Genomic DNA, 23443 nt, shown 5'->3' with positions numbered 1-23443 from the left:
GATGCATGAATTACCACTCGTTTTTTTCACCGTCTTAGGACAGTCCGCTGCAGGGCTTTTCTTACTCGCTTATATTAGCCGTAGAATGGGTTCTATTGACGATAATCAGCTAAAAATTGCCAATATCGTGGCCTTTATTATTATGATAATAGGTTTAGGTATCGGTGGGTTACACGTTGGCCAGCCACTACGCTTCTTTAATATGCTACTGGGTGTAGGCCGTTCGCCAATGAGTAATGAAGCGTTCTTAAGTGGCGTATTTGTTGGGTGCGCTGCTGCAACGTTATTTTTTACTTTGTTTTTCAAACATACGTTATTACGTGAGCTGGCTAATATTGCCGCGGTAGTTTCTGGACTTGCATTTGTTTGGTCAATACCTCAAGTGTACAACATCGCCACTATTGCTAACTGGGACACCGGTTATACCACACTGCAAATGTGGATGACGATGTTAGTCGGTGGCGGTGCGCTCGCCATTGCAATCGGTGCTCGTGGCTTAGGTATTGCTTCGTTCTTAATTGGTACTTTTGCTATTTTTGCAAGCCGTGCGGGTTATCAAGCCTTTTTAGCAGAAACAGGTCCCGCTCTTAGCGGTGAACAAACAGGCTTCTGGGGCTTCCAAGTTGTTGTTTTAGCTATTGCTTTAGCTGCTTTCGTTGGTATGGCGTTAAAGCACCGCGCACCAAAAGCGACATTAGCAACTTGTGCCGCCGCAGTATTATTAGCTGAACTGGCTGGCCGCATTGCATTCTATAATTTGTGGCAAATAACCATGTAAGGCATTGTTATTACTATGTTATAGTGTTTCATAAAAGAACCCCATTTGGGGTTCTTTGTTTAGATATCTTCAACACCACCTGCATTGATACAGTAGCAGGAAATTAAATAATGATGTCATGCTTTAGCGCGAAATAAGACGGATAAAATAATATGATTGACACGACAATGATCCGCATCCTTGGTGCGTTTTTCTACTACCCTCCGCAATCGGACACTTTACGTAACGTTTACTCTGTCTTGGGTGAACTACCACAGTTATGTACATGGGATAACCCAGAGAAAATTCAGGCTATTTGTACTTCGTTGTCACAAACACAACCTGATGATATCTCTTATGATTATTCCATCTTATTCGAAGGACAAGGCAGTATGCCTGCTCCGCCTTGGGGCTCTGTGTACTTAGAGCATGATAATACTATTATGGGTGAGTCAACTGCGGCTTATCGCGACTTTTTGCAAACGAAAGGTTTAGTCACTGATACTGGAATCCGTGAACCTGAAGACCAATTTGGCTTAATGATGATGGCAGTTTCTGCGTTAGCAGAGCAAGAGGACGACAGCGCTGTTATTGCTCTATTTGAGCAACATTTGTTACCTTGGGCGTATCGCTATTTAGAGCTAGTGCAGCAAAGCAAAACAGAGTCCACTTTTTACCCTAGCCTTGCACAGATCACTGAAATTTACCTCAAATCACTACAATTGAAATTAGAATTATCGCCAGTCAGGGCTGAATTATTTCGCTAAATAAAAACTAAACCAAATGAGCTAGTTAAACAAAATATGGGCTCATTTGGTTTTAGTCTAAAAAGAAGAGTTTGGCTCTTGTAAAAATGCAATTTCTTCTTGTGTTGATGGCCGACCTAAAATTTCATTACGGTGAGGATAACGGCCAAATTTATCAATAATCGCTTTATGTCTCATTTCAAAATCTAATGTACCGTCATCACCCAGCATGCGAAATAGCTCAACCGCCTGTAAATGTATAAAACTGGATTCAGAGTGCATAAATGGCATTAAAACAAACTTGCGCTGTGACAGCGTCAGAAGGTTATAATCATGTTGCTTAATCGCCTCTTGCGCTAATGCTAAAGCCATCCCATCTTGAGCAAAAGACCGTGGTGTATCACGCCATAAGTTACGTGAAAACTGGTCTAGAACAATAATTTCCGCTAAACGTCCACGAATGGATGCCCGCCAATAAGCTAATTCTCCCTTAGCTGCACGTTCACAGATATGAGCAAACCGTTGTGCTATCGTCAAATCAAACTTAGCGCTTTTTTCAAACCATTGTTTTGGTGTCGATTCCTCAAACCAAAATGAAAGCACTTCTTCCATGGCATTCATGATTTATTCCTATCTGTTTTCTTATTAGAGGTTGTCATAATCCTAGTTAAAAATAGCCTTAATTGACAGGCTTGAGCTCTAATATCGGCTGTTTGTAGATAATTATTTTGTTTTTTTGCGATCTGACACCAAAAAAACATGCAATATTGATAGTGTAATTTTAACAATATACTACTTTATTTATTATCAAATCATTTATTTTCTACTTATGATAATTCCCAACTTTTTAATTTATAACGATTTGCTTTTTAGTGTGAATGAAACAATTCATCATGCCTAAATACATACATTTGGTTAACTCAATGTTAGAATTTAACCTATAATGCGTATGTGAATTAGATAGTTACTTGCAGTCATCACTTTCAGCGGTTCATATTGGTTCTTATTAAGGAAGGCAATGTAAATGGCAGGACATATGGTACTCATTGGTTGGGCGTTATGGGTTAGCCCTTGTGGTACGGATTCATGCGATGCATTACCGGTGACTGAAACTATTTTTACACAAGAACAATGCATGAGCCGAAAAAAATACCTAGAATCAAAACGACCGAATCTCTACTTTCTCTGTGGTGAGGTTTACCGCGATAGCAATGAAATGACCGCTGAAGAAAAACATGCTATTCCTGCGCCTCATCTTCCTCTAAGAACACTGCCAGAGCGAATTTCCCGTTAGTTTGAGCTAACTCCTTTAGCTCAAACTTAATTGGCATCAAACTAAATAATTTCAGCTATTGGGCTTTCTGCTTCAACAAAATCCCCTTTAGTAGCGCAATACTTCAACGTTCCTGTTCGGTGTGCAACAATTTGCACTTCCATTTTCATGGCTTCCATTACACCAATTACATCCCCTTCAGAAACATTATTTCCTTGAGGGATCAGCCAGTTAAATAATATCCCGGAAATAGGTGCGTTGACCGCATCAGGATTATCAACTAATTGAGGGGCCGAATGGGATGCCGCTGAATTATTGACTGAGAAACCAGAAAAAAGTTGAGTGGGCAAACCTAGCTCACAACGCTTCCCATCAATTTCAATAAAAGTACGAGTCATCGCAGGATCCGATAATGGAATTTGCCGTTTTGCTGGTGGAATTTCCACATTAAATTCAGTCTCTATCCAACGCGTATGTACACTAAAATTATCACAAAAATCAGCTTGTTCTATTACTGCACGATGGAATGGTAATACGGATGCAACACCTTCAATATTAAATTCTGCCAGTGCTCGACGTGCACGCGAAATAGCTTGGTCACGTGTACTCCCCACGACAATTAATTTGGCCATTAATGAATCAAAGGTACCCGGTATTGTTGTCCCTGCCGTTACGCCACTATCAACACGGACTCCCGGCCCCGTTGGTGCATCAAAAACAGTAATAGTGCCGGGGGTCGGTAAAAAACCATTCCCAGCATCTTCGGCATTAATACGAAATTCAAACGCATGCCCTCGAGGAGTCGGCATCTCATTAATACTTAAAGGTAAACCTTCCGCAATACGTAACTGCTCAATCACTAAGTCAATCCCTGCGGTTTCCTCTGTGACTGGGTGCTCAACCTGTAAGCGCGTATTCACTTCTAAAAATGACAGCGTTCCATCTTGGCTTAGCAAAAATTCAACGGTTCCTGCTCCCACATAGCCCGCTTTGCGGCAAATATCCGTTGAGGCTTGGATAATTTGCTGTTGTTGCTTCTCCGATAAAAAAGGGGCTGGCGACTCTTCAACCAGTTTTTGATTACGCCGTTGTAGTGAACAATCACGTGTTCCCACCACCAGCACGTTGCCATGCGTATCTGCAATAACTTGGGCTTCAATGTGCCGAGGGTTATGCAAAAATTGTTCAATAAAACATTCACCTCGGCCAAATGCCGCGGTCGCTTCACGCACAGCTGAATGATAAAGTTCTTCAACTTCATGGAGTTGCCAAGCTACTTTTAGCCCTCGGCCACCACCACCAAATGCCGCTTTAATGGCAATAGGTAAACCATGTTGATGAGCAAATTCCAGTACTTCTTGTGCACTATTCACAGGGTCTTTTGTACCAACCACTAGCGGTGCACCGACTTGCATTGCAATATGGCGAGCTTGAACCTTATCCCCTAGTATATCAATGCTGTTTGCGCTAGGCCCAATCCAGATTAACCCTGCGGCTTCAACTGCACGCGCAAATTCAGCGCGTTCAGATAAAAAACCATACCCCGGATGCACCATAGTTGAACCAGACTGCTGAGCGATACTAATCAACTTTTCAATATTTAAATAACTTTCTGCTGGCGAGTTTCCCCCAAGCCCGTAGGCTTCATCAGCCATTTTGACGTGGAGAGCTTCAATGTCACTGTCCGCATAAACCGCAACAGACTGGAAACCATAATCACGACATGCACGGATAATACGAACTGCAATTTCGCCTCGATTAGCAATCAATACTTTATGTTTTTTGTTGTTATTCATTTTCATAAGCACAATGGCTCCCTTATAATACTTTAAATTCACCAAGTGGATTAAAACGTATTTTGGCATTCACAGGGATTTGCCCTGCTAAATCCAAATGGTATTCACATACCGCGCCAATGACGGGATAACCGCCGGTTAAAGGGTGATCATTGAGAAACAAAACGGGCTGGCCATTTGCTGGCACTTGAATAGCCCCAATGCAAGTTCCTTCACTCGGTAGCTCCTGTAGTTGTTCGCGCTCTAACGGTTTTTCACTAGATAAGCGCAGGCCTATTCGATTTGATGACGCAGTGACTTGCCATAATTGCCTTGTTAGTTGGCCAACGGCTTGTTTTGTAAACCAATCCGTTCGAGGTCCCAATATCACATCCAAAACCACAACATCATTTTCTGCTGGGTAATCAAAAGCAGGTGTCTCATTTAATGAAACGGCTAATGGAGACGAATCAGTGCTAACCGTTAATGTTTGACCTACCTTGATTGGGGCTGGGCCAACTTGCGCCAGCGTATCAAACGAGCAACTCGATAAAATAGGTTCAATATTAAAACCACCCCGCACAGCGAAATAACTACGTACACCTTTGTTCGGACGGCTTAATTTAATGGTGTCGCCTTTTGCTAAATGAATCGGTTGATAAGTATTAACTTGATATTGTTGGTGTTCTTCCGTAATAACCTCAATAGAACAAGGCGCACCAGTCACTGCAATAATAAGGTCTTTGTGCACTTGTGCCTTAAACCCACCTTGCGTTATCTCTAAAACGGCGGAGTCTGATTTATTCCCCACAATACGGTTTGCACTACGCAATGCCGATTTATCCATACTGCCAGATTCTGAAATACCTAATGCTGATTGGCCAATACGCCCTAAATCTTGAAATAAAACCTGTAATCCTGTCGCTAAAACGGTTAAATCAGCACTGACATTCTCAGCATTTTTTTCAATACTTACTTTAGTTGGCAAGCTATAGCTAATCTGGCTTTTTGTTGCATCAACAAAGTTTACCCGCATGCCTGCCTGAACAAGTGCGGGTTCTGGTCGATTGATATCCCACATTAATAGCTCAGTCACACCGATTAACTGCCATCCCCCTGGGCTAGCTTGTGGATAAACACTGCTAAACTCCCCGGCTAAGGCAACAGATCCCGCAGGGATACGCACTCTTGGTGATTGACGCCTTGGAACATTCAGATTAGCGCCTTTCGACACCATGTAACCAAAACCCGGAGCAAAACCGCTAAATGCAACCTGAAATTCATTTTCTGTGTGACGACGTATCACTTCTGCAGTGGATATCCCTAAATGCGCTGCAACATCCGAAAGATCCTCTCCATTGTAATGAACAGGGATAGTGACCAATTTACTGGCCTTACCAACTCTTCTCGACACATCCCTAACCGATATCTTTTCAACCAACTCATTTACATCAATCCTGAACGGGTTGTAACGAATTAAAATCGTCCTTGCTGCTGGTGTTATTTCATCAATCCCATAAATGGGCATTTCTGTTAAAGAATCAGCCAATGCCATTGTTTGTTCAAGACATTCCAACTCCACCATAAAAGCACTTAAATTGACGGGTAAAAATCTCAATTGGCACCTCTATATGTGATATGCGGCATCAGGTACATCCGTAATAAACATGTAACCGGGTGCATGGCTTAATGCGAATGGAACCCCAGATTTCATTACTGCCGCTTGAGGCGTTACACCGCAAGCCCAAAAAACGGGAATTTCGCCCTCTTCAATACGAACCGCATCACCGAAGTCAGGCTGCATAATGTCAGCAATACCTAATTGTTCTGGCGCACCAATATGAACAGGAGTGCCATGCACTGCGGGAAACCGACCAGTAATACTCACTGCATCAGCCACGCGATTTGCAGGTATTGGTCGCATTGAAACCACTAATTCGCCTTGTAAACGCCCTGCTGGGCGACAAAGACGATTAGTCTTATACATCGGAACATTCGATTTATCCGTGATATGCCGTATATCAATACCTGCTTCAATCATTGGCGTTTCGAATGTAAAACTGCAACCAATTAAAAAAGTGACTAAATCAGGATGTTGTTGATAGATTGCTGTCGCATCCGTAATTTCATCAATTAATTGTCCTTTTTCCCACACACGGTAACGTGGGATATCCGTGCGTAAATCGGCACCTTCAGCTAGGACAGTTTGCCAGCTCCCTGCTTCACATACGTCTAAAACAGGGCAGCTCTTTGGGTTACGCTGAGCATATAATAAGAAGTCAAATGCCCAGTCACGTGGCAACGCAATCATGTTGGCTTGAGTCATACCCGGGGCAAGGCCTGCTGTTGGTTTGTCATATCCTTCGCGGATAGCTTGCCGTGCAAGGCGAGCAGCTTCGATGGCCTGCAGTGATGCTTTCATTAGCTGTGTCATTCATGATCTCCTTTATGGGCAAAACCATAAATTTCAATACCTTGTTGTTCTAATACGGCTCGCACCTGTTTCGCCATTTCAAGGGCGCCAGGGCTATCCCCATGAACACAAATCGACCCAGCGTCAACAGGTGTAAATTTTCCATCAATCGACATCACTCCGCCTTCCATGACCAACTGCAACATGCGGTCTGCAACTATCTGTGGGTCATGTAATACTGAACCGGCTAATTTTCGGGATACCAATGTGCCATCGCTGTTATATGCGCGATCAGCGAAGGCCTCGGCAACTACATTTAGCCCACTATCTCGTGCCCACTCAATTATCGGGGCTCCAGCTAACGCCACTAATATCAATCGCTTATCAATGGCTAATATCGCATCAATCACAGCCATTGCTTGGCGTTTATCATGAGCAATCGTGTTATACAATGCGCCATGAGGTTTAACATATAAAACTTGTGTCCCTGCTGCGGTTGCTAACCCTTGTAATGCACCAATTTGGTAAATTACGTCTGCGGTTAATTCATTCGATGCAATATCCATATTACGTCGACCAAAACCCACTAAATCGGGATAGCCCACATGAGCACCAACAGCAACCCCATTTTCTTTTGCGGCTTTAAGGGTTTTTAATATCCCTTCTGGTGAACCCGCATGGAAACCACAAGCAATATTCGCACTGCTAACAACAGGCAGAATGTCGGTATCATTGCCCATTTCCCATTGTCCAAAACTTTCCCCAAGGTCACTGTTTAAATCAACCTGCTTTTTCATGATCACTCCTTGAGTTATTTCAGATAATTAAAAATTGTACCGACAGACATTGCGCCCATATACCAAGTGAGTGCACACGTCACGACACCAGACCATAATAGCCAACGCGGATAATGATAGCCCGACATTAAATCTGAGCGTTTCCAACCGATATAAACAAATAAAGTTAAACCAATAGGTAAAATTAGCCCATTGAAACCACCAGCAAAAACCAATAATGCCGCAGGGGCTGTTCCCATGAATAAATAGACAACCAGAGAAACTGCGATAAATATGATAGTTGCGACATTACGTTGCCTTTCTGTGATAGAAGACTTAAATGCCGTTAAGAAGCTCATAGAGGTATAAGCCGCACCAATTACACTGGTGAGTGCCGCAGCCCATAGAATTAAACCAAAGATACGTAAACCAAAGTTACCTGCGGCAGCCTGAAATGCTTGAGATGCTGGGTTGGCCGCATGACCAGAAATATCAATAGTCACACCACTTGCGACTACACCTAAGATAGCCAAAAACAAAATATAACGCATCAGCCCAACAACTAGGATACCTTTTGTGGCTGCGCTAGAAACAACTTTAATGTTTTCAATACCAACAGCGCCTTTATCTAATAAACGGTGAGCACCTGCATAACAGATATATCCCCCGACAGTGCCCCCAACAATGGTGGTTATCATGGCAAAATCAACTGTGTCAGGTAATACGCTTTGACGTAATGCTTCCCCAACAGGTGGGTTTGATGCGATAGCGACAAATAAAGTTAAGCCAATCATTACTACACCTAACCCAATGATTAACCTATCGATAAAGGTGCTGGCCTTACGGGAGGAAAAAATATAAATTGCCAATAATGCACTAATCAAACCGCCCCATTTCGGGTCTAATCCGACTAACGCATTAAGCCCTAAACCTGCACCAGCTATATTGCCAATATTAAATATTAGCCCGCCAAAAATAACTAATATCGCTAATAAATAGCCACTCCCAGGAATTGTGGCATTCGCAATTTCGGATGAGTGCATTTTAGTCAGGGTAACAACCCGCCATATGTTTTGCTGCACAATGAAGTCAATCACAATAGACGCTAATATCCCGAAGGCAAAAGCGGCTCCTAATGTCACGGTAAAAGTCGCAGTTTGTGTGATAAACCCAGGCCCAATGGCTGAGGTTGCCATTAAAAAGATTGCGCTTATCAGTGATGAACGGCGGCTTTTCACATATTCAGCAGTACTTGGTGCACTTTCTTGAGCTGCCATATGAATACTCCTCTAATAGTTATTGTTTTAATTATTAATGTAGTTGTTGATGTCACAATCACTAAGGCAATTATCGTGCCATTGTTCTACTTGTTAGCTGTATTGTTAATTCATTTTTAATAGATTGTTGAACAATTAGTATTAAATGATGAATAAACAATCAATAAAAATCGTAATTGCTGGTTTAAAAATCAAGACGAGATCACTTTTTTAACAATTTTGGCTGACAAACCATATTGTTTATCGAGCAATTTGCACCAAATTGATGCAATAAATTTAAATTTCACTATTCTTGTGCAAATATATGGAATGGAATAAGTAATAGAGAAAGGAAACTTGCTGCTATAACTTGAATATGGGAATATAACGCCTTATCACCCCTGAGACTAAAATTAGCCTTTATTATGAAAAAACAACCTGTTGTACAAACTTTATCTGTCACTATTGCAGAAGTTATACGCCATAAGATAACAGTTGGGGAGATCACACCAGGTCAACGCTTATCTGAAGCAGCATTAAGTGAGGAACTCGATATTTCTCGAAATACATTGCGAGAAGTTTTTCGCGTACTCACACAGGAAGGTTTATTAACTTATGCCCCAAATAAGGGCGTATTTGTCTCAGTGCCTGATATGGCTGCCATTATCGATATTTATCAAGTTCGCCGACTCATTGAATGTGATGCACTAACTCATGCATATGCCTTGCATCCATCAGTTCAAAAAATGAAAGATGCTGTTCAAGAAGCTCGTGAACATGAAAAGACAGAAAATTGGGTGGGTGTAGGAACTGCAAATATGAAATTTCATACTGCCATTGTTGAGCTATCTGACAGCGAACGCTTAATTAAATTATACCGTAATGTATCCGCTGAATTACGGCTGGCCTTTGGTCATCTTAATGACCCTAAAATTTTATATGCTCCCTATATTGATAAAAACCATTCTATTCTTAGATTATTAGACTCTGGCCAAAATTTAGATGCCTCTAATATGTTACGTGATTACTTAGACCTTTCTGAACGCACATTACTCGCTGCATTTAAACGGAAACAATCTGCACTTTGAGTTGCTTTAATATTAATAGTTTTCTTATTTAACTCGCTCATCCCTTACTAATTTCATTACATAAACTTTAGTAGGTGGTCATTTATAGTCATACCTTGATATTTTAATAATTCCTATTCTTCTAATAATGATTAGCTCAAATTAAATTCTTTTTTTATTAACTTATTAAATTGAATGAGTTATACAGAAAATTATATTCTGCTGACTTTTCAATAAAAAGATTATTTTTAGAGGTTGTTTTTTACTCTATCTAGTTTTATTCGCGAAAAAATAAGTAACAAAAAAGCAATATCATTAACAATTTAAAATAATTGCTTACATTTAATTAAAATGACAACTTCACCTTAAAATCTACTGATTATTAACAAAAATCCATAACATTTAACATGCATCGCTATTTTACTATCTAAATTTAACATAATAAACATATTGATATAAATTACATATTGAAATTACTCAAATTTATCGAGTTAATAGTTGTAGTTTTCTCGAATATTCGATATAAAATTTATGATAATAACAACACATACATAAAAATTATTAATATAAAATGAGATTTCATTATGACATTAAACCAAGTGACTAAAAAGAAACTGTTTAAATTTGGCCTAGGATGGCAAATACTGGTTGCTCTTATTTTAGGTGTTATTGCTGGTGCACTTTTACATGATAATACAGAGTACAAAGATTGGTTGATTCTAAATATTCTTTCCCCGGCAGGTAAAATATTTATTCAGTTAATCAAAATGATTGTTGTTCCTATTGTTATATCGACTCTAATTGTTGGAATAGCCGGGGTTGGTAATACTAAGCAATTAGGTTCTCTCGGCTTTAAAACTATCCTTTATTTCGAAATTATCACTACAATTGCCATTATCGTCGGTATCTCTTTTGCCAATATATTCCAGCCTGGTGTTGGTATCGATATGTCGCAATTAACGCAGGTCGATATTTCTCAATATGAAAAAACCACTCAAGAAGTCGAAAGCCACCCTTCGGGGATCATTAATACGATCTTAACTTTAGTTCCGAGTAATATTTTCGCAGCGATGGCAAGTGGTGATATGCTACCAGTCATCTTTTTTGCTGTATTATTTGGCTTGGGGCTCTCTTCTTTACCATCAGAGAAGAAACAACCGTTACTCAATGTATTACAGACTTTCTCTGAAACAATGTTCCGTGTAACAAATATGATTATGATGTATGCCCCAATCGGGGTTTTCGCATTAATATCCGTTACCGTCGCTAACTTCGGCTTTTCATCATTAGTTCCTTTATTAAAACTTGTTATCCTCGTCCATTGTGCAATTATATTTTTTGCTGTAGTTGTACTAGGATTAGTCGCTCGTTATTGTCGAATAAATATTTTCACTTTAATGAAAATATTAAAAGATGAGTTATTGCTCGCTTACTCAACAGCCAGTTCTGAAACCGTACTTCCTCGTATTATGGATAAAATGGAAAAATATGGCGCTCCTAAATCCGTAACAAGCTTTGTTATTCCAATTGGCTATTCATTTAACTTAGATGGCTCTACATTATACCAAAGTATTGCTGCTATTTTTATTGCCCAACTCTATGGTATCGAACTCTCCATTGGGCAAGAACTAATCTTAGTATTTACCCTTATGATCACATCTAAAGGCATTGCGGGTGTCCCTGGAGTTTCATTTGTTGTTCTGCTTGCCACATTAGGAAGTGTCGGTATCCCACTAGAAGGGTTAGCATTCATTGCGGGTGTTGACAGAATTCTTGATATGGCACGTACTGCACTTAACGTTGTAGGCAACGCGCTAGCCGCACTTGTTATTGCCAAATGGGAACATAACTATGACGATAAAAAAGCTCGTGAATATGAAGAAAGTTTTTAGTTTATTCTAAAGTAACTCTATATTAGAATAGCCTTCGATTAACATCGTTATTGAAGGCTATTCGATTTTTACGTATTTTACGTAATAAATGACCAGATATTTTATTATTTATTAATTACTCATTAACTTAGTTATTTTTACTTATTAAGTGTAATTTATTTCACATTTCTTTAATTTTTTTAATGGAAATTGGTATTTTATTATTAGTGGAACTACACTAAAAAAGAGTTTTAATTAGCCGTTTATTATATTCGCCAAAGCAGGAAACAATGAATCAAGTAAGAAGATTTCTTTTGTTTTTAAAGGTGCTCCAACACCTAATGGTAATTTTTATATTTTCATTATCATACTTTATGCTACACAGCTGGTTATAACGATAACCTTGTGCTAAACAAGGCTATAAATTGTTAATAGACGAGATAAAACATGTGTTTATCTCGTCTATTATTATGAATTTTAAAGTGCCATAGATAAATATAAAACTAGCTATAAAGTGACACTTCTCCTTCAGGCCGGGTTTTAAACCGGCGATGAGCCCAAAGGTACTGCTCGGGCGCTTTCATTATTTCAACCTCTAAGATAGAGTTAATTATTGTTGCATCCTGTAATGCATCAGAGCTTGGGTATTCTAGTATTTCTTTTCCCAGTACCAAATCATAATTAGCACCGCTCTTATTTCTCAATAATGTTACCGTGAGTGTTGGAGATTTAGATAATTGAGCAAGTATTGAGGTTCCTTTTGACGTGGAACTATTTTTGACAGAAAAAAACGGCGCAAATATCGTGCCTTTTCTTCCAAAATCTTGGTCCGGTGCAAACCATATGGATTTACCACTTTTTAACTCTTGAACCATAAATTTTAAATTTTTACGATCAATCATTCCTTTACCTGAACGACACCGCCCTTTTGTCTGAATATATTCCATCGCTTTATTGTTATGAGGACGATACATTGCATTAACAGGAAAACAAAGCCCCATAATCCGGCCACCGAGTTCAAGTGACATAAAATGGACCCCAACAATAATCACACCTTTATTTTTAGCAATAGCATCTAAGTAATTGGACATTCCTTTTACTTGAAATAATTTTTTAACTTTTTTATCACTCCAAAACCAGGCTATCCCAGTTTCAAATAATGCGATACCTAAAGATTTTAAGTTATCATTCACCAAAGTATCTATTTCATTTTTGTTTTTATTTGGGAAACACAATTCTAAATTTCGCTTAATGATTGATACTCTTCTTTTAATAAAATACCGTGAATTACTGCCTAAAAAAGCACCAAGCCACATTTGCCATTTATACGGCAATTGAACTAATAAAAATAAGATAAAAACTCCCACCCAAGTTACTACATACTTCGGGTGGACCAATTTCAGTGAAAATGGGTTTTTGGCGTACATTATATCTCCCAATACTTCGCCTTTGCAGAATGCACGCTATTTTAGACAATATTTAGTCTTTTAAATTCAACATGATTACTACAACAAGATGGGTTTTCACCCATAACTATCTGAATACCTTGCAGTTCATCTCCCTTTCGAGTAGATAACAGCCGAATAATCTTTCCAAGCCATTAAGCAATATTTGATTTTTAATATGGCTAATTAATAAATAGCTCTGTGAAGTTCGTTTTCTATTCATCAAAACTATGCATCGGTTAGGCCAACAACATAATCACTTAAACTGCAAGGAACAGATAAAATTATCACATATATGGCTTAATTAATCTCACTATTAATATGCACTTTTGTCATTTTGCGAATTTTTTTGCTGATTTTTGTCAATTTAATCGTTACTTTTTATTGGTGCTTTCAAGAAGCCACCACAATCAGCGATGGAAAGAAAAATTGATGTTCTTTTGGTGATGGAGCCAGAAGTTTGTCACATCAGCGACTAAAGGTAGTTAAATAATATGGATTACAAGCAAGAAAAAACCCGTTACATCTATTAAATGTAACGGGTTCTTATTTGGTGCCGGCTACCGGAGTCGAACTGGTGACCTACTGATTACAAGTCAGTTGCTCTACCAACTGAGCTAAGCCGGCGAATATGGCGGAGAGATAGAGATTCGAACTCTAGGATGGTTTCCCATCGGCGGTTTTCAAGACCGCTGCCTTCGACCGCTCGGCCATCTCTCCATGGGGCGCGATTATGGAGGAATCCCAGCAACTTGTCTACCCCTGAAAGTAAAAAAATTGATTTTTTACTTCGTTTGGCTAATCTTCACTCAATTGCTCTCTCTTTTCCAAGAAAAATGGTAATATCTGTGCAAAATCGGTGTCTATCCTTTCTCTAGGCGTATGATTTTTAACCTAATAATACTTTTGCCGATGGGACGACTTGCTACAGTATGTACAAACAATCATTATTAAAGCCAAACACTCTTTTTCGTATTTTCGCAGCATTTATTTTACTGCTGATAGTGATGCTTTGTTTATCACTATTTAACTACTATCAAGCATTGGTTCAAAGCCGTCAGGCTAGTTTGAACAGTATGGCTAGTCGGTTAGCGTATCAAATCGAAGATTATCGTTATCAAGCAAGCCATATCTACAAAATTGCCAATAATAAATCCTCTACCCCATCCGCTGATCAGCTTGCCGTGACAGGAATACGCCATGATATTTTTTGGCTAAGTAGTGCCAACCAATCCATCGATGCTATTGTATTTGGCAATAATAAGCAAAGTAGTAATGTTTTAGCATCTAAACTTGCAAATTATATGGAGATTGTCTGGGGAGCCCGTAATGAATATAACTCAATGTATTATCTCAATGGCTTAGACAATACCCTAGTCTTAGTGACCACTCATTCAATACTTAAACCTGAGCTACGTTTTAAAGAAAGTTATCTCACATTAACTGCTGAAGAAAAACGTGCTGATATGTTGACTCAATCAACATTATTAGACCGACGGGAAATAATTTCAAATATTCAAAAGTACTCTCCCGATAACCTTTTTTACTATACTTACCGGCTAATGTTTAATTCTCCAGGGCAGCTAACGAGTGTCATATCCTTTGATATTTCTATCAATTCACTGATCCCTCCAAATTTAAATGGGGATTTTTTTACGATTAATACACGCCCTGCAAGCACAGGAAGCAATGAACCTCATACAACTTGGGTCGGAACTAACCTCATTTTCTCCCACCCTATTGATGGCACCAGCTATCAACTTTATTACCATGTCTCATTAAAAAGTATTATCTTTAATGTTATTGGCTATAACTTATGGCTAATGACTGGCATGCTTATTATGATCTTCTTCGCTTTACTGATCATGCTATTCATTCGTAAGCGCCTTATTTCGCCCAATACAAATATGTTGCAAGAGCTGAGTTTTAATGAATCATTGACAAGCGATATTATCAGCCATATTTCATACGGTATTTTGGTTTATGACTTTAATACTAACAAAAAGATTCTGAGCAATGATATTGCTAACCAGTTATTACCTTCTATGGATCTTATTCACATTAAAGAAATGGCGATAGAAAACCATGATGTTATCCAAGTTTCTATCGAGAATATTATCTATGAAGTTATTCTTGTCAATAGCATGACAAAACCCAATACCGTTCTCTTTATTATTATCGACAAAGACAAAGAAGCATTGACCCAAAAACGTCAAGAATTAGCGAATCGTGAGTACAAAAAAAATATTCACATGCGTAAGATTGTATTTGAGAATATGTGTACTGAGATATTACCCTCACTAATTAAGGTGGATGAACAATTAACTAAATTATCCGAAATAGTCAGCGTAAATAACCGCGAATTTATTTTAGAAATTGAAAGTCAGCTTTTTTATATCAATCGCTGGTTTAAAAACATTAACTTATTAAATCAGCTTGAGTCTCAAGCTAGCTCAGTAAAAACTGAAAACGTTTCTATCAGTAATCTTGTTAGCGAGTTTTTGAAACAAAATTTATCCCAATGCAATAACAAGGGGTTAGCACTTTATTTTCATAATAATCTCAATCCAGATTCACTGATCATGGCAAACCCTGATTATTTAAAACAGTTAATACAACTAATTTGGGATTATTCTATTGCGACAACCTCTTTTGGAAAAATTTCATTCGCGTTATCTTATGATGCCAATAAAAATGTAATTTTATTGAGTATTAAAGACAGTGGAACTGGGGTCAGTAATCTTGAGCTTAGTAATTTACACAGTCCTTTTACTGGGCAAATTTTGAATGCTTCTAACTTTACGCGTTCAGGCATTACATTTTATTTATGTAAGTTACTGGTTAAAAAAATGAATGGTACTTTTTCTATTCGTTCTAGTGATGCAATAGGCACTCATTATGAAATTACGCTTCCTGCAGCTAAAGAAATGCTCGTCAAAGACTTCCCAGCTTTATTGGAAGATGTTTGTATACGTTTAAATATACATAATGCAGATATCTCACGGATTGTTAGGAACATATTAACAAATTATGGAGCAGAATATTTGGACTTAAGTGAAAGTTCCCATCACACCGACTGGGATCTTTTGATAACTGATAATAATGAGGAATGTTTTGAAAATATTGTTAAAGTAAATGGTACTCTTTTAGGGATTAATCAATTACAACCTCATTATATCGAAACTAACTACAATTTTGCTGATGAATTAATTGATGCTATCTCATTATTGATCGAAAACGCAGAGCATGAGCATGCTGATATTTTGCCTCCAGACCATGTTAGTACTCAAGCGCTTTCACAGAACTCGAATGAATCAATTGAAAATGCAATTACAAGTTATCAATTAGCACTGGCAAATAGCGGATATCGAGATTTGTTTATCACAACAGTACCGATAGATATTAATAAACTGTATAATAGTGAAAGTGTTGAGGATTTGACCGAATTGAAAAACACTGCACATCGTTTAAAAGGAGTTTTTGCTATGCTCGAATTTACTTATCTTCATGAACTTTGTGAAGATTTGGAGCGTTACATAGCAGATGAAAACGGATTGGAAATAAAAAATTGCATTAGCGTGCTGGATAATTCAGTCAAAAAACTAATGCCAGAAGGTAACCAATAATATGAATAACCTAAATGTCATTGTTGCCGATGATCACCCTATCGTTCTTTTCGGCATCAGAAAATCACTTGAACAAATTGAATGGGTGAATATCGTAGGGGAATTTGAGGACTCAACCTCTTTGATTAATAACTTAGCACGTTTAAATGCAGACGTGCTAGTTACTGATTTATCTATGCCAGGTGACAAATATGGTGATGGTATTACTTTAATCAAATACATCAAGCGGCATTATCCTGACCTGTCAATTATTGTTCTCACTATGAACAATAACCCTGCCATTCTTAGCGCTATTTTAGAGCTGGATATTGAAGGAATTGTGTTAAAACAAGGTGCGCCAGCTGATTTACCTAAAGCTTTAGCGGCTTTACAGAAAGGCAAAAAATTCACACCAGAAAGCGTGAGCAAACTGTTAGAAAAAGTCAATGCAAGCGGCTATGGCGATAAACGTTTATCACCAAAAGAAAGTGAAGTGCTACGCTTGTTTGCTGAAGGTTTTTTGGTCACTGAAATTGCAAAGAAACTTAACCGCAGTATAAAAACAATCAGTAGCCAGAAAAAATCAGCTATGCTGAAATTAGGTGTTGAAAATGATATAGCGCTACTGAATTACCTTTCTTCTGTCAGCATTGATAACTCGCCTTCAGAGTAAATTTCATTTTAACTATAAGACTACGCCAATAAAAACCCAATTATGGGTTTTTATTTTTGCGTCCTTTTTTAGTCACATTCAACAATAGCGCGTCAAAGTCTCACGTAAAATTGCAATTGTTGTCGGTTTTGATAAACAATCATTCATTCCTGCGTTAATACAGCGTTGCTTTTCTTCTGCCATTGCATTAGCAGTTAATGCAATAACGGGTAAATTGAACTCTAAACGGCGCAGTTCCTTTGCCAACTGGTAGCCATCCATATTTGGCATATTTACATCCGTTAAAACAATATCAACATGATGATTATCTAAATATTTTAATGCATCTAGCCCATCTATCGCTGTGCCTGTAGTAAAACCGATAGTCGCTAATTGTTCACTCAATAATGCTCTATTAATTGGGTGGTCATCGACAATTAATACATGATGTTCACTTAACGAATGGTCAGCAACCAATGATGGATTTACTGTACTATTTTTCAGCGATTGTTCGGCCGTTTTCATGATGGCTTTATCAATTAAGATAGGTAATTTATCTAATTGATATGTATTATAAATCCACTGGTTTTGTTTTATTTGGTGGAGTTCACCAGCATAAATACTTGATAATTGGATATGATGTTCACAAATGCCCCTTTCAGCCTGCTCATAATCAGTTATTAAGAGATCATAATGTTGTGTCTTATCCGTTGTATTATGGCGGACAACAGAAAATTGTTCTTGACTTAATAAACGCAAAAGAAAGTTCATTAAAAATTCATTTCGACACGAAACAGCAATCCGATAATGAGCCCGGTATTCTGGAATATTTTTCTTAAGATATTCTTGACCATATAAAGGAATTCGAATAGTAAATGAACTACCAAGTCCAATTTGGGAACTGACCTCAATGTCACCATCCATGAGGTTAACCAGTTTTTCGCAAATAGCTAGACCTAAACCAGTTCCTTTATGGCCCATATTATTTTGGTCATAAACTTGAAAGAATGGATCAAACAACTTCATGACCACCGCATGTGTCATTCCAATCCCTGAATCACGTATTTCAATCTTTAAATAATTCTCATCTTTCCATACATAAAGCAATACAAAACCTGATTCTGTAAACTTAATACTATTATTAACAATGTTAGAAATCACTTGTTGTAAACGAACAGGGTCATTCAAAATGAGATCAGGTATATTAGGCTCAATAAAAGAATATAAAGATATTTTTTTCTTCGTGACTAATGGCAGGTAATTTGCTAATACAAACGCAAAAACCTCTCGACAATTAAACAATTTGCTTTCTATTTTCAATTGCTTAGATTCAATTTTCGAAAAGTCTAAAATATCACTAATAATCTGCAATAAAAGTGAAGATGAATTATCCATAGTTGAGACTAAGCGTGTTGCTTTCTCAGGTAATTCATAACGTTGTAGTAATTCTATATTACCAATAATTCCATATAACGGCGTTCTTAATTCATGACTAACTGTCGCTAAAAACATTGACTTAGCATGGTTTGCTTGTTCCGCCGCATCGGCTACATCTTGTAGCGATTTTTCCATTTGAACACGAATGCTAATGTCAACTAATACACAAATAGCGACATCTTCATTTTGGTATCGAGAGTTTACAAAGCTAATTTGTAAGTGTGTGCCGTTGGTTGTCACCACATCTATATAATTGCTCGATTTTTGGCGAATAATTGTCAATATTCGCTGTTTATCATCATCATTTAACAGCCGAAAATAGTCATGGGCTAATTCATTACTGAGAATATTACCACCATCTGTTAATCTTAAAATGATGATACCGACCGGTGCTGATGCTACAATTTTGTGGTTGAATTGTTCATGTTCCTCAAGCCGTATCGCAGTGTTCTCTGCGGGTTCTAGCATTTTCCTTTCAAGTAACCAAATTAAAAAGAAAATCAGCCCACCCGTAAAAATATTTAGGAGGATACCGTAAAAAATGGTGTTTTCTAAACTCGCTAATATTTCCGACGTCGCAATTGAGAAAATGACCGTAATTTGAGAAGGTGCTAACCTTTTTTTGAAGATTAATTTTGAGTAATCTGAGTTAAAACCGAAAAATGAAGGCTCAGAAATATTGAGCAATGCAGAGCTCTTAGGATTGATATCTGTAGGTGAATATAAAACAGGCTGGTTATAGTCGTTAATTATCAATATTTCGATAGCCTTATTTCGCCGTATATTAAATTGATTTAAATTAATTGAACGTTCTAACCCAATAAATGCGGGGAGCAGATTATCGTGCTTGATTGCTTGAATTAAGTAAACCTGCCCATAATCCGGCTGAGCACCATGCGTAATGGTAAATAGCTTACGCTCTTTACCTTGTAGCCTTAAACCTTGATAAGTTCGCACACTTTCGTAGCTAACTTTTTTTAGTATTTCTATATCCGATATTGTAGAACGAATAGGATAATCCACCAGACAATAACTTTTCGAACCCACTAAAAAGACATGGTTTAAAGCTTGAGGCGCTGCAATACTCTCTTTCCAAAAATAATTCAGTTGTTCAAAAGCCTGCAAATAGTTTTCAGCTTTATCCCTAAAATGATCACAATCCGTATTCGGAGTTAATTTATAGAACGAGTAATTAGAGGCATTTGGCAATTCCATAAATTTACTCGTAAAAGTATTTTCCTCTGTCGATTCTTGCAGCTTTATTTGGTACAGATCAGTCATCGACTGAATAGAATTCAGTGTCGCCGCCGTTTGCTGTATATAGACTTGTAGGTTTTCATACCCAGAATAGAACTGCTGGCGAAGATCAGATTTGTATTCATTAAATTGCGAATAAAGGAAAAATAAAGTGATAAAAGCACCCATGCCCCACAACATCAAGCCGAGGATACGAAATAAATCCCGAGAAAGTCTAAGTGATGTTTTAAACGAGGGTAAGTATCTCAAGCGTTTTCCTGTATATTCGATACGATGATCGCTAATTATACTCGATTACATAATAAAAAAGCGACAGACATGAAAAGTAATAAAACTAAGAAATTTAGACTAGAAACTAAAACGGGCAGCTAATATGCTACCCGTTCATTAAATTAAACGCGATAATTACTCTTGATCGTCGATATTTGCATCATCAACACCGTTTTCTTCAGTGTTTTCAATCGCATTCTCATCATCATTATTTTCATCATCATCTGTTTCAGCAACACGTTGTAAACCAACCACTTTTTCATCTTCAGCTGTTCTAATCAAGGTCACACCTTGCGTATTACGGCCAACGACGCTCACTTCAGATACACGGGTACGCACTAATGTGCCGGCATCCGTAATCATCATGATTTGGTCAGTTTCATCAACTTGAATAGCACCAACAACATTACCGTTTCGCTCACTCACTTTGATAGAAATAACCCCTTGAGTTGCACGCGATTTAGTTGGGTATTCTGCTTCTTCAGTACGTTTACCATAACCATTTTCTGTGACAGTTAAGATATGGCCTTCACCACGTGGAATGATCAAGGATACGACTTTATCGTTATCCATTAATTTAATTCCACGAACACCCGTTGCAGTACGTCCCATTGGGCGAACTGCATCTTCAGCGAAGCGCACAACTTTACCTTGTGCAGAGAACAGCATGACTTCATTTGAACCATCGGTTAAATCAACCCCAATCAGTTCATCACCTTCATTCAAGTTCACTGCAATAATACCGGCACTTCTTGGGCGGCTAAACTCTTGTAAAGGTGTTTTCTTCACAGTACCACTCGCCGTTGCCATGAAGACGTTATAGCCCTCTTCATATTCACGTACAGGTAAGATAGCAGTAATGCGTTCATCTTGCTCAAGTGGTAATAAGTTAACAATTGGACGACCACGAGCACCACGACTCGCTTCTGGCAACTGATAAACTTTCATCCAATACAAACGCCCACGACTTGAGAAACACAAGATGGTGTCGTGCGTATTGGCGACCAATAAGCGTTCAATGAAGTCTTCGTCTTTTGTCCGTGCAGCAGATTTACCTTTACCACCACGGCGCTGTGCTTCGTAATCAGACAGAGGCTGATATTTCACATAACCTTGGTGAGATAATGTCACTACCACATCTTCTTGATTGATCAAATCTTCAATATTGATGTCTGCGGTATTTTCTGTAATTTCTGTACGACGAGGGTCATTATAAGTATCACGAATAATTTCTAACTCTTCGCGAATCACTTCCATCAAACGTTCAGGACTACGTAAAATAAACAGTAAAGCTTCAATTTGTACTAGAAGATCACGGTACTCTTCCAGTAGTTTTTCGTGCTCAAGACCGGTTAATTTTTGGAGACGTAAATCCAAAATAGCTTGAGCTTGTTGCTCAGTCAGGAAATATTGCCCTTCATGAACACCGAACTGTGGTTCTAACCACTCAGGACGAGCTGCGTCATCACCTGCACGCTCTAGCATTGCCGCTACATTACCCAGATCCCAAGAACGTGCAATTAACCCTGCTTTAGCTTCAGCTGGCGTTGGTGCTTTACGGATCAATTCAATAATTGGGTCAATATTAGCAAGTGCGATTGCCAGTGCTTCAAGGATATGAGCACGGTCACGCGCTTTACGCAATTCGAAAATCGTACGACGAGTGACAACTTCACGACGGTGGCGCACAAAAGCAGCAATGATATCTTTTAAATTCAGTATTTTCGGTTGCCCTTGATGTAGAGCCACCATATTGATACCAAAAGAAACTTGCAATTGAGTCAAGGAATATAAGTTGTTCAGGACAACTTCACCCACAGCATCGCGTTTAACTTCAATAACAATGCGCATACCGTCTTTATCCGACTCGTCACGCAGTGCACTGATTCCTTCAACACGTTTGTCTTTAACTAACTCTGCAATTTTTTCAATCAAGCGAGCTTTATTCACTTGATAAGGGATTTCGCTGACAATAATGGTTTCGCGACCATTTTTCTCATCGACTTCCACTTCAGCGCTTGCACGGATATAGACCTTGCCACGCCCTGTACGATATGCATCAATAATCCCACGACGGCCGTTGATAATAGCCGCTGTTGGGAAATCAGGCCCTGGAATGTGTTCCATTAAACCTTCAATACTGATGTCTTCATCTTCTATATAAGCAAGACAACCATTAATCACTTCCCCTAAATTGTGAGGAGGAATATTGGTTGCCATCCCAACCGCAATACCAGACGACCCATTAACCAAAAGGTTTGGAATTTTCGTTGGCATGACTTCAGGAATTTGCTCTGTTCCGTCATAGTTTGGAACGAAATCAACGGTTTCTTTTTCAAGGTCAGCAAGTAGCTCATGGGCAATTTTCGCCATACGGATTTCCGTATAACGCATTGCCGCAGCGGAGTCTCCGTCAACTGAACCGAAGTTTCCCTGACCATCAACCAGCATGTAACGCATTGAGAAAGGCTGTGCAAGACGAACAATTGTCTCGTAAACAGCGATATCACCATGTGGATGGTATTTACCGATGACGTCCCCAACAATACGGGCAGATTTTTTATAGGGTTTATTCCAATCATTTCCCAATACATTCATCGCATACAGTACTCTGCGGTGTACTGGCTTCAGTCCATCTCGAACATCTGGAAGCGCACGGCCGACAATAACGGACATTGCATAATCCAAATACGAACTTTTAAGCTCTTCTTCGATATTAACTGGTGTGATTTCTCTGGCAATCTCGCTCATGGAACCACTGTCCCTCATAACTTCGGATTCAAAGAGTAGAACTATACCACAATTCGCCAATTTAATAAAAATAAGAGACGGGTATTTGTCTT

General features: G+C 38.6%; 16 protein-coding genes and 2 tRNA genes. 7 read left to right on the top strand and 11 right to left on the bottom strand.

Going from position 1 to position 23443, the window contains the following annotated elements; translation table 11 throughout:
- Nucleotide 1: 1 nt before the first annotated feature.
- A complete protein-coding gene (locus M1F17_RS08625) occupies nucleotides 2–778 on the top strand; it encodes a dimethyl sulfoxide reductase anchor subunit family protein (RefSeq protein WP_094962317.1) in 777 nt (258 codons plus the stop codon).
- Nucleotides 779–930: 152 nt separating this feature from the next.
- Nucleotides 931–1524 carry a molecular chaperone gene (locus tag M1F17_RS08620; RefSeq protein ID WP_094962316.1) on the top strand — a complete coding sequence of 198 codons (594 nt, stop codon included), beginning with the start codon at nucleotides 931–933 and terminating at the stop codon, nucleotides 1522–1524.
- Between the two features lie 57 nt (nucleotides 1525–1581).
- On the opposite strand, the gene M1F17_RS08615 is transcribed toward M1F17_RS08620, so the two are convergent.
- Nucleotides 1582–2124, bottom strand: a complete 543-nt coding sequence (locus tag M1F17_RS08615) for a DUF924 family protein (protein WP_004259983.1) — start codon at nucleotides 2122–2124, stop codon at nucleotides 1582–1584.
- A 403-nt stretch (nucleotides 2125–2527) separates the two neighbouring features.
- Between M1F17_RS08615 and M1F17_RS08610 the strand changes: the two genes are divergently transcribed.
- Nucleotides 2528–2797, top strand: a complete 270-nt coding sequence (locus tag M1F17_RS08610) for a hypothetical protein (RefSeq protein WP_004259979.1) — start codon at nucleotides 2528–2530, stop codon at nucleotides 2795–2797.
- A 41-nt stretch (nucleotides 2798–2838) separates the two neighbouring features.
- On the opposite strand, the gene M1F17_RS08605 is transcribed toward M1F17_RS08610, so the two are convergent.
- From M1F17_RS08605 to M1F17_RS08585, 5 genes are read right to left on the bottom strand one after another with little or no spacing between them, the layout of a single operon-like run.
- Entirely contained in the window at nucleotides 2839–4578 is a 1740-nt protein-coding gene (locus tag M1F17_RS08605) for an acetyl/propionyl/methylcrotonyl-CoA carboxylase subunit alpha (RefSeq protein ID WP_180312596.1), read from the bottom strand.
- A gap of 16 nt (nucleotides 4579–4594) precedes the next feature.
- Nucleotides 4595–6169, bottom strand: a complete 1575-nt coding sequence (locus M1F17_RS08600; protein WP_180312595.1) for a 5-oxoprolinase/urea amidolyase family protein — start codon at nucleotides 6167–6169, stop codon at nucleotides 4595–4597.
- A gap of 9 nt (nucleotides 6170–6178) precedes the next feature.
- The gene (locus M1F17_RS08595) at nucleotides 6179–6985 is read right to left on the bottom strand and encodes a putative hydro-lyase (protein ID WP_164455525.1); all 807 of its coding nucleotides are present in this window, start codon (nucleotides 6983–6985) and stop codon (nucleotides 6179–6181) included.
- Complete coding sequence (locus M1F17_RS08590; protein WP_144140217.1) at nucleotides 6982–7761, bottom strand: LamB/YcsF family protein; 780 nt, start codon at nucleotides 7759–7761, stop codon at nucleotides 6982–6984. Before M1F17_RS08590 ends, M1F17_RS08595 begins: the two co-directional genes overlap by 4 nt.
- A 14-nt stretch (nucleotides 7762–7775) precedes the next feature.
- Entirely contained in the window at nucleotides 7776–9017 is a 1242-nt protein-coding gene (locus M1F17_RS08585; protein ID WP_144140219.1) for an NRAMP family divalent metal transporter, read from the bottom strand.
- A 404-nt stretch (nucleotides 9018–9421) separates the two neighbouring features.
- Here M1F17_RS08585 and M1F17_RS08580 point away from each other — a divergent pair, with 404 nt between their 5' ends.
- Together M1F17_RS08580 and gltP are read left to right on the top strand one after the other, a co-directional pair.
- Nucleotides 9422–10084, top strand: a complete 663-nt coding sequence (locus M1F17_RS08580; RefSeq protein WP_094962311.1) for a GntR family transcriptional regulator — start codon at nucleotides 9422–9424, stop codon at nucleotides 10082–10084.
- Nucleotides 10085–10647: 563 nt separating this feature from the next.
- Nucleotides 10648–11955, top strand: coding sequence for a glutamate/aspartate:proton symporter GltP (gltP, locus tag M1F17_RS08575; protein ID WP_004259943.1), 1308 nt, complete (start codon nucleotides 10648–10650; stop codon nucleotides 11953–11955).
- A 482-nt stretch (nucleotides 11956–12437) separates the two neighbouring features.
- Here the strand turns inward: gltP and lpxL are convergent, their stop codons facing one another.
- The 3 genes from lpxL to M1F17_RS08560 all read right to left on the bottom strand — a co-directional run bounded on the left by lpxL (nucleotide 12438) and on the right by M1F17_RS08560 (nucleotide 14099).
- Nucleotides 12438–13361 (bottom strand): LpxL/LpxP family Kdo(2)-lipid IV(A) lauroyl/palmitoleoyl acyltransferase, encoded by a 924-nt coding sequence (gene lpxL, locus M1F17_RS08570; protein WP_004259939.1) that lies wholly within the window; start codon nucleotides 13359–13361, stop codon nucleotides 12438–12440.
- A gap of 569 nt (nucleotides 13362–13930) precedes the next feature.
- Nucleotides 13931–14006, bottom strand: a tRNA-Thr gene (locus M1F17_RS08565).
- Between the two features lie 5 nt (nucleotides 14007–14011).
- A tRNA-Ser gene (locus tag M1F17_RS08560) sits at nucleotides 14012–14099 on the bottom strand.
- Nucleotides 14100–14311: 212 nt separating this feature from the next.
- Here M1F17_RS08560 and rcsD point away from each other — a divergent pair.
- A complete protein-coding gene (gene rcsD, locus M1F17_RS08555; protein WP_318837360.1) occupies nucleotides 14312–17005 on the top strand; it encodes a phosphotransferase RcsD in 2694 nt (897 codons plus the stop codon).
- Nucleotide 17006: 1 nt separating this feature from the next.
- Complete coding sequence (rcsB, locus tag M1F17_RS08550; RefSeq protein WP_004259923.1) at nucleotides 17007–17657, top strand: response regulator transcription factor RcsB; 651 nt, start codon at nucleotides 17007–17009, stop codon at nucleotides 17655–17657.
- 78 nt (nucleotides 17658–17735) lie between these two features.
- On the opposite strand, the gene rcsC is transcribed toward rcsB, so the two are convergent.
- A complete protein-coding gene (gene rcsC / locus M1F17_RS08545) occupies nucleotides 17736–20522 on the bottom strand; it encodes a two-component system sensor histidine kinase RcsC (RefSeq protein WP_231665152.1) in 2787 nt (928 codons plus the stop codon).
- Between the two features lie 213 nt (nucleotides 20523–20735).
- Nucleotides 20736–23351, bottom strand: a complete 2616-nt coding sequence (gene gyrA / locus M1F17_RS08540; RefSeq protein WP_201276746.1) for a DNA topoisomerase (ATP-hydrolyzing) subunit A — start codon at nucleotides 23349–23351, stop codon at nucleotides 20736–20738.
- Between the last annotated feature and the right edge of the window lie 92 nt (nucleotides 23352–23443).

Source organism: Providencia sp. PROV073 (genome assembly GCF_033688125.1).
In the GTDB taxonomy this organism is placed as follows: Bacteria; Pseudomonadota; Gammaproteobacteria; order Enterobacterales; family Enterobacteriaceae; genus Providencia; species Providencia hangzhouensis.
This window is presented reverse-complemented; position numbering and strand designations above follow the sequence as displayed.